The organism is Ureibacillus thermosphaericus (assembly GCF_012396605.1).
Classification (GTDB): domain Bacteria; phylum Bacillota; class Bacilli; order Bacillales_A; family Planococcaceae; genus Ureibacillus; species Ureibacillus thermosphaericus.
This window is the reverse complement of sequence record NZ_JAAXPW010000018.1, coordinates 50,634-59,886: the sequence shown is the minus strand read 5'-3', so window position 1 is coordinate 59,886 and position 9,253 is coordinate 50,634. Positions and strand designations below refer to the sequence as shown.

Sequence of the window (9,253 nt, the reverse complement as noted above, 5' to 3'; positions counted from 1 at the left end):
TGCCTCCAGCTTCCTTCAGATTCCGCGTCACCACGGACACCCTTGCTCTTGGCTAACCTCTACTTCTGTCTTCGGGGTTCGGGACTTACACCCTATAGTTCATGTACATGCCGGGCGCACGAAAAAACAGAAACATTACTTTAAGCAATGTTTCTGTTTTTCGAAATTAAGATTATTCATCTAAATCTTTGTTTTCTACTTCATTTGAAGTTTCTTTTTCTTCATCTTTAACTTCGTTTTCTACTTCTGTAGTTGAATCATGATCATCAGAATTATCTTCTTTTTTCACTCTTGCTACCGTCGCAACGTGCTCATCTTCTGCTAATCGAATTAAGCGAACGCCTTGAGTATTTCGTCCAATGCAAGAAATATCATTTACATCCATGCGAATTAAAATACCATTATTCGTGATTAACATGATATCCTCTGTACCATCTACCGTTTTCACCGCACACATTGGACCGTTTTTCTCGGTGATATGAATCGTTTTTATTCCAACTCCACCGCGATTTTGTAAACGGTATTCTGACTCAGAAGTTCGTTTTCCATAACCTTTCTCTGTCACGACTAAAATATCTTGACCAGGTTCTACAATTTCCATACCAACTACCCAGTCACCGTCGCGAAGTTTTATACCGCGCACACCAGCTGCTGTGCGGCCCATTTCACGAATATCCTGTTCCTCAAAGCGAATTAACATGCCATTTCTTGTACCGATTACGACATGTTTAGAACCATCTGTTAATCGAACAGAAATCAATTCATCGTCTTCATGTAAATGAATAGCAATTAAGCCGTTATTTCGGATATTGGCAAATTGTGATAAAGATGTACGTTTCGCAATCCCCATTTTTGTTGTAAAGACGAAGAAGGCATTTTCGTCATACTCTTTTACTCGAATCATCGCTGTTACTTTCTCTTCTTTATCAAGGTTTAATAAGTTTACAATCGGTAAACCTTTTGCCGTGCGACCAAATTCAGGGATTTCATAACCTTTTGCTCTGTATACTTTTCCTTTAGAAGTAAAGAATAAAATGACATCGTGAGTAGATGTAAACAATAAATGTTCAACGAAATCATCTTCATGAGTATTCATTCCTTGAACTCCACGGCCACCACGTTTTTGACTGCGATACGTGCTGGATGCAAGTCTTTTTATATAACCTCTATGAGTTAGTGTAACAACAGAATCTTCCCTTGGGATTAAATCTTCATCTTCAATCATCTCAGGGCCACCAGGAGCTATTTCAGTCCGGCGTTCATCATTATATTTTTCTTTTATTTCTAGCAATTCTCTTTTAATAATATCTACTATCTTTGCCTCATCCGCTAAAATCGCTCTTAACTCGCCAATTAATTTTTGTAATTCTTGGTATTCATTTTCAATTTTTTCTCTTTCAAGTCCGCTTAAGCGAACAAGACGCATATCTAGTATCGCTTGTGCTTGTTTGTCGGTTAAGTTGAAACGTTCCATTAATATTGGTTTTGCTTCTTCACCAGTGCGGGAAGAACGAATGATATTGATGATTTCATCGATATGATCTAGAGCAATGCGCAAACCTTCTAAAATATGAGCTCGATCTTCCGCTTTTCGAAGTTCAAATTGTGTGCGGCGTGTAATAACTTCTTTTTGATGTTGTAAATATTGATAAAGTACTTCTTTTAAGCTTAATACTTTCGGTTGTCCATTTACTAGCGCAAGCATATTCACGCTAAAATTCATTTGCATTGCTGTCTGTTTATATAAATTATTTAGCACAACATTTGCATTAGCGTCTTTTCTGACTTCAATGACAATCCGCATTCCACGGCGGTCAGATTCATCACGAAGATTCGAAATTCCTTCAATTTTTTTGTCTCGAACCAGCTCAGCAATTTTTTCAATTAATTTCGCTTTGTTCACTTGGTAAGGGATTTCTGTGACGATGATTGTTTCTTTACCAGTTGAGCTCGTTTCAATTTCGACTTTTGCACGGACAACAATTGTACCGCGACCTGTTTCATAAGCTCTACGAATTCCACTTCGTCCCAAAATAATACCACCTGTTGGGAAATCAGGTCCCGGAATAATTTCCATCAATTCTTCTGTCGTAATTTCGGGATTTTCAGCTACAGCAACAACAGCATCGATTGTTTCTCCTAATTGATGAGGCGGTATATTCGTAGCCATTCCAACTGCAATTCCCGATGCACCATTTACAAGTAAATTTGGGAAACGAGACGGTAATACTTTAGGTTCCTTTTCTGTTCCATCATAGTTTGGATCGTAATCAATCGTATCTTTATTGATATCTCGCAACATCTCCATAGCAATTTTAGACATGCGAGATTCTGTATAACGCATTGCAGCTGCGCCGTCTCCATCAACGGAACCAAAGTTACCGTGACCATCAACTAATACGTAACGATAACTAAAATCTTGAGCCATACGCACCATTGCATCATAGATGGAAGAGTCACCGTGTGGGTGGTATTTCCCCATGACGTCACCAACGATACGAGCGCTCTTTTTATACGGTTTATCTGAATGATTCCCCAGTTCATGCATGCCATATAAAATACGGCGTTGAACTGGTTTTAAACCATCTCGTACGTCTGGTAACGCGCGAGAAACAATTACGCTCATTGCATAACTTAAAAAAGATGATTGAACTTCTTCACTAATCTTTACTTGTTTGATTTCAGAATGTATATTCTCAGCCAAAGATAATAACCTCCCTTCATAAAAATTAAATGTCTAAGTTTTCAACATAGACGGCATTTTCTTCAATAAATTGTCTACGAGGCTCAACCTCATCGCCCATTAACTGTCTAAAAATTTGGTCTGCTTTAATAGCATCATCCAATTGAATTTGAAGCAACGTACGTCTTTCAGGATCCATCGTAGTTTCCCATAACTGATCTGCATTCATTTCTCCTAAACCTTTATATCGTTGAATTGTAGGTTTTGGATTGTCTGGAAGGCGATTTAATATTTCTTGAAGTTCTTCATCTGAATAACAATATTCAACATGTTTTCCTTGTTTCACTTGATATAGAGGTGGTTGAGCAGCATATACATATCCTGCTTCAATAAGCGGACGCATGAAGCGGAAGAAGAACGTTAGCAATAAAATACGAATATGCGCTCCATCGACATCGGCATCGGTCATGATAATGATTTTATGATATCGTGCTTTTTCTAAATCAAACTCATCACCAATACCCGTACCAAATGCAGTAATCATCGCACGAATTTCTGCATTGGATAAAATGCGGTTTAAATTGGCTTTTTCAACGTTTAAAATTTTTCCGCGCAAAGGAAGAATCGCTTGGAAATATCGATCTCGGCCAGATTTCGCAGATCCGCCTGCTGAATCCCCCTCGACGATGAAAATTTCTGATTCTGCTGGGTTTGTTGAAGTACAGTCTGCAAGTTTACCCGGTAAGTTTGAAATTTCCAACGCTGATTTTCTTCTCGTGAATTCACGTGCCTTTTTGGCTGCAATTCGAGCTCGAGCAGCCATAATTCCCTTTTCAACAATTTTTCTAGCTACCGATGGATTTTCTAATAAGTAACGTTCAAAAGTTTCCGAGAAGATTTGATTTGTAATTGTGCTTACTTCAGAATTTCCTAATTTTGTTTTTGTCTGACCCTCAAATTGAGGATTAGGGTGTTTAACAGATATAATCGCAGTTAATCCTTCTCGGACATCTTCTCCTGTTAAGTTTGCATCATTATCTTTTAACAAGCCGTTTTTTCGTGCATATTCATTTATGACACGAGTCAAGGCTGTTTTAAATCCTGATTCGTGGGTACCACCTTCATATGTGTTGATATTATTAGCAAATGAATATATATCAGTTGAATATCCCGAATTATATTGCAGTGCAATTTCTAATGAAATTCCATCTTTTTCACCCGCAATATCAATCGTTTCATGAATCGGTTCCTTGGATTCATTTAAATGTTCAACATATTCTCTAATTCCGCCTTCATAATGATAAAAATCAGAACGGACCTCATCTCCACGCTCATCCGTTAAAGTAAGGATGATGCCTCGATTTAGATACGCCAATTCACGAATGCGGGTTGCTAGCGTTTCATAATCATACACAGTAGTTTCTCGGAAAATTTCTGGATCCGCTTTAAAGCGAGTAGTTGTTCCAGTTTCGTCAGTATCCCCAATAATTTTTAACGGCTCTACAGTTTTTCCACGGGAAAACTTAATGTAATAAATATGACCATCACGTTTCACATAAACTTCTGTTTCTAAAGACAACGCGTTTACAACAGAAGCTCCAACACCATGTAAACCACCTGAAACTTTATATCCTCCGCTACCAAACTTTCCGCCGGCATGGAGCACAGTCATAATGACTTCAACTGCAGGTATACCCATTTTTTCATGTGTGCTTACTGGTATTCCGCGACCATTATCTTCTACTCGAATCCAATTATCTTTTTCAATCGTTACATGAATTTTATTACAATAGCCAGCTAACGCTTCATCAATACTATTGTCTACAATTTCCCATACTAAATGGTGCAAACCTTTTGAAGTTGTTGTTCCAATATACATTCCTGGACGTTTGCGGACAGCTTCTAATCCTTCTAAAACTTGTATTTGGTCAGCATCATAGTTTCCCTGAACTTTACTTTCCTCTAAAGCCACCACGTTCACCTACTCTTTCATACCCTTGTATGCATTATTTGAAATTCTTATTTTAAAATGCGAAAAAATAAACGCTAATCAAATCTCCACTTTCCCTTGTTTCACGTGAAACAATTTCGCATGTTGTATCGTCTCGTGGTGAATTCCATCAACACTCGTAGTTGTTACAAATGTCTGTACCTCTTCTTGAATCGTATTCAGCAAATGCGATTGACGGAAATCATCCAATTCAGACAACACATCATCTAATAGAAGAATAGGGGCTTCTCCCGTTTCTTGTTTTATTAATTCAATTTCTGCTAACTTCAATGAAAGGGCTGTTGTCCTTTGTTGTCCTTGCGAACCATATGTTTGAACATCGTAATCGTTTACGAAAAATTGCAAGTCATCACGATGAGGTCCAATTAAAGTAAGGCCCCTTTCCATTTCTTTCTCTTTCACTTGAGTAAATTTTTCTGCTAAGTATGTAGCCATTTCATTAGCAGTCCAATCTTTTTCAATCCCTTTTGTTGTGAGATATTTAATCTTTAACTTTTCAATTCCTTGGGATATGCCGGAATGGATTTTTTCTGCCCATTCTTGTAATAAATCAACAAATTCAAATCGTTTACGAATAATTTGTACTGCGGATTGAATATATTGTTCAGTGTAAATGTCAAACAGTACTTCATCGATTTTCGGTTTCCCCTGATAATTTTTCAACAACTGATTTCGTTGTTTTAAAAGCTTTTGAAAATTCAATAATTCATGTAAATAAACGGGAGAGATTTGCCCAATTTCCATATCAATAAAACGTCTGCGCACTTGAGGATTTCCTTTCACTATGTTTAAGTCCTCTGGCGCAAACATCACAACGTTAATTTGCCCTATATAATTACTCAGTTTCAATTGTTCAATATGGTTAACTTTCCCTTTTTTACCTTTCTTAGTAACTAACAATTCTAAGGGGATTTTACCGTATCGGTTTTTGATTTCACCTTTTATTTTACCATAGTCTGTTTCCCAACGTATTAATTCTTTATCATTACTCGTTCTATGGGACTTAGCCATCGCTAAAACATAAATAGATTCTAATATATTTGTTTTTCCTTGAGCATTTTCTCCAATCAAGACATTAATTTGTGGAGAAAATTCTAAGTTGAGAGATTCATAATTACGGTAATTGGTAAGTTGTAAACGCTCAATAATCATTCCTTTTCTCCGTTCTTGTTTACAATTACATATCTTCCAATACCAGGTATATTAACAACGTCACCATTCCTTAATTTTTTGCCTCGGCGTTTCTCTATTTCGCCGTTCACATAAACATCCGTTTCTTCTAGAAACCATTTTGCCATACCACCAGAACTAATAGCATTCGTAACTTTCAGTACTTGTCCTAGGGTGATGAATTCAGTATCAATTACTATTTCATTCAAACAAATTCAGCCTCCGTTTAGCGAACATCTATCATTTAATCTTACCTTAATTATCGCTAATAAGCTAGAAAAGCAATAGAAGCCTAACATAATTTTTGACGAAAAACATATAATTCAAACCCTTTTTAGCATTTTCTAGCGTCTTTATAATTTGATTAAAAAACGAATGTTATTAAAAATTCAACACGAAATTATTCACATTTTTTATCATAAAAAAAAATAAAAAACATATCATTTTCTCAAGAATCTATAAACCTAGTGCCCCCTTTTCTAAATTAGTTAGTCCAGTTTTTATAATGGAATCCATCTTTTTAAGCAAAAAAGTGTAGACAAGCCTACATTTCGACTTAATCTACACTTTTTCAATCTATTTAGTATGTTCTTACAGGTAAAATCAATTGAAGGATGGAATCATCATGCACTGATCGTAAGATAAATGGACGCATTGCACCAGTAAATTGAATAATTACATCTTGTCCATGGATTGCTTTTAACGCTTCCATCATGTATTTTGCACTGAAGGAAATAACCAATTCCTCTCCTTCAATCGATTCAACTGGAATTTGTTCCTCTACTTTTCCGATTTCTGGGGAATTGGACGATATTTTCACAGCGTCATCTTCTAATGTTTCAAATCGTACAACATTATTTCGGTCTTCTCTAGCAACTAATGATGCACGATCAATTGCTTGTAAAAATGTTTTTCCATCCAGCTTAATGTTTGTTTTAAACTCATTAGGAATTAAGCGAGATGTATCCGGATAGTTCCCTTCTAGCAAACGTGAGAAAAATAAAACATGATCTGTTTTGAATAAAATTTGTTGATTGGACATCGTTATTTCAACAGGATTGCTTGTTTCACCCAAAATTTTATTTAGTTCGTTCAGGCTTTTTCCAGGAATAACAATGGATTCAATGCCATTTGGTAGATTTTCTAATTTTACTTTTCTTCTTGCTAATCGGTGGCTATCAGTTGCAACGCAAATTAGTTCATCATTTTCTATATTCCAGTTAACCCCTGTTAGTACAGGTCTGCTTTCACTAGCAGCAACAGCAAACACCGTTTCGCGAATAACCGATTTTAATAAATCAGCAGGGATTTCAAATCGATTTTCAGTAGAGATTTCTGGCAATAACGGATATTCAGATGCGTCTGAACCGATTAAATGGAATTCTGTTTTACCAGAACGAATATGAGTTTGTAATTCATTTTTCACTTCAATTTCAACATCATTTGTAGGCAGTTTTCTTACAATTTCATTAAACATTCGAGCTTGTAAAACGATGGACCCTGTTTCAACAATATTAATAATTTGATTGCCATCTTCTTCAGCAGGAATGAACGTTTGAATTGTTATATCCGCATCAGATCCTGTAAGTAATACTCCATTATCTGTTACGTCAATTTTGATCCCTGTTAAGATTGGGATTGTTGTTTTCGAACTAATCGCTTTTGTTACATCATTTAGTCCATCCAACAACCGATCTCTCATTATTTCAAATTTCATCGTCATACCTCACTTATTAAATTATTATTTTTTTTAATAATTAATAGAAATAGTATTAGAGGTTGTGGATTTGTGGATAAGTATAGTTTTATCTATAAAAAACAACATATCCACATGTTGATACTTTGTGTATATCCCTGTTAAAGAAAAAGTAAGTTATCCACAATCTTATTTTCCAAGCAAGCTTCGAATTTGTTTCATTTCTTCCTGTAATTGTTGGTCTTCCTTCAACATTTTTTCAATCTTTTCATGGGCATGAATTACCGTTGTATGGTCTCTCCCACCAAATTCTTCCCCGATTTTTGGCAAAGAAAAATCCGTAAGTTCTCTCGATAAATACATCGCTACTTGCCGAGGAAAGGCTATAGATTTTGTTCGCTTTTTTGAACTGAAGTCTTCCAATCGAATGTTGTAATGTTCTCCTACTACTTTTTGAATATCTTGGATTGTCACGGATTTCGGTTTCGAATTAGGCATAATATCTTTTAAAGCTTCTTGTGCTAGTTCTACAGTAATGTCTTGATTCACTAATGATGAATACGCGACAACGCGAATTAGCGCTCCCTCTAATTCACGAATGTTTGTGTCAATTTGATTAGCAATATAGTGCATTACTTCATTAGGTATATCTAGTCCATCAGCTTTTGCTTTTTTACGTAAAATAGCGATTCGCGTTTCTAAATCAGGTGGGGTAATATCTGTAATTAACCCCCATTCAAATCGAGATCGTAATCGATCTTCTAATGTTGGAATTTCTTTTGGCGGACGGTCACTTGAAATAACAATTTGCTTTGATTCAGTGTGTAAAGTATTAAAAGTGTGGAAAAATTCTTCTTGCGTTGATTCTTTTCCAGCTAAAAATTGAATATCATCAATTAACAAAACGTCCACGTTACGATATTTATTTCTGAATTCTTCCGCCTTATTATCTCGGATAGAATTAATAAATTCATTCGTGAATTTTTCAGAAGACAAGTAAACTACTTTTGCATTTGGATTATGTTCAAGTACGTAGTGTCCAATTGCATGCATTAAATGGGTTTTCCCTAATCCTACTCCCCCATAAATAAAGAAAGGGTTATAAGCTTTTGCCGGTGCTTCCGCAACTGCGAGGGAAGCAGCATGAGCAAAACGGTTTCCCGAGCCAATAACAAACGTATCAAAAGTGTATTTTGGATTAAGCATGCTATGAGGGCCTTCAGAAGGCTCAGCTGTTTTTGTTTGAATAACCGGCGCCGGAATATCAAAATCTTCGTTGTCCTGGTCCTTTTGTACAACAAATTTAATATACAAATCTTCTCCAGTTAATTCAGATAAGATTCCTGCAATTAGATGTACATAGTGGTTTTCCAGCCATTCTCGCGCAAACGAGTTTGGCGCAGCAATGGTTACGTTTGTTCCTTTGTATGAGAGCAATTTTGTAGACTTTAACCACGTCTCAAAGCTTGGTTTTGAAATTTGTTGTTCTACTCGGGCCAGGACTTTGTTCCATAACTCATCTAAATGTTCCAAGCCTGTGACTCCTTTACTTCATATTTTAATTTGAATAATTCCATTCAAAAACAATTCTCCAATTTTATTAAAACACAAAATCACAACCTGTGGATAACTTTTTTCCATAGGTTGTGGTTTATTTTATCCACAAGTTATTAACAACTGTGGATAAAATATT

At 36.0% G+C, this 9,253-nt stretch carries 6 protein-coding genes; all 6 read right to left on the bottom strand.

Annotated elements, in window-relative coordinates:
* Positions 1–172 precede the first annotated feature (172 nt).
* Positions 173–2,704: a DNA gyrase subunit A gene (gene gyrA / locus HF990_RS08745; RefSeq protein ID WP_016839598.1), complete on the bottom strand. Its 2,532-nt coding sequence runs from the start codon at positions 2,702–2,704 to the stop codon at positions 173–175.
* A gap of 25 nt (positions 2,705–2,729) precedes the next feature.
* Positions 2,730–4,664, bottom strand: a complete 1,935-nt coding sequence (gene gyrB, locus HF990_RS08740) for a DNA topoisomerase (ATP-hydrolyzing) subunit B (protein ID WP_408056489.1) — start codon at positions 4,662–4,664, stop codon at positions 2,730–2,732.
* 69 nt (positions 4,665–4,733) lie between these two features.
* Positions 4,734–5,846: a DNA replication/repair protein RecF gene (gene recF / locus HF990_RS08735; protein WP_016839596.1), complete on the bottom strand. Its 1,113-nt coding sequence runs from the start codon at positions 5,844–5,846 to the stop codon at positions 4,734–4,736.
* The gene (gene yaaA, locus HF990_RS08730; RefSeq protein WP_016839595.1) at positions 5,843–6,073 is read right to left on the bottom strand and encodes a S4 domain-containing protein YaaA; all 231 of its coding nucleotides are present in this window, start codon (positions 6,071–6,073) and stop codon (positions 5,843–5,845) included. Before yaaA ends, recF begins: the two co-directional genes overlap by 4 nt.
* A 371-nt stretch (positions 6,074–6,444) precedes the next feature.
* Complete coding sequence (gene dnaN, locus HF990_RS08725; RefSeq protein ID WP_168412427.1) at positions 6,445–7,581, bottom strand: DNA polymerase III subunit beta; 1,137 nt, start codon at positions 7,579–7,581, stop codon at positions 6,445–6,447.
* A 168-nt stretch (positions 7,582–7,749) separates the two neighbouring features.
* The gene (gene dnaA, locus HF990_RS08720; protein WP_016839593.1) at positions 7,750–9,093 is read right to left on the bottom strand and encodes a chromosomal replication initiator protein DnaA; all 1,344 of its coding nucleotides are present in this window, start codon (positions 9,091–9,093) and stop codon (positions 7,750–7,752) included.
* Between the last annotated feature and the right edge of the window lie 160 nt (positions 9,094–9,253).

What these genes read in the sequence shown, in the direction of transcription:
- recF (WP_016839596.1), bottom strand. Translation starts at nt 5,846, where the DNA reads ATGATTATTGAGCGTTTACAACTTACCAATTACCGTAATTATGAATCT.
- dnaN (WP_168412427.1), bottom strand. Translation starts at nt 7,581, where the DNA reads ATGAAATTTGAAATAATGAGAGATCGGTTGTTGGATGGACTAAATGAT.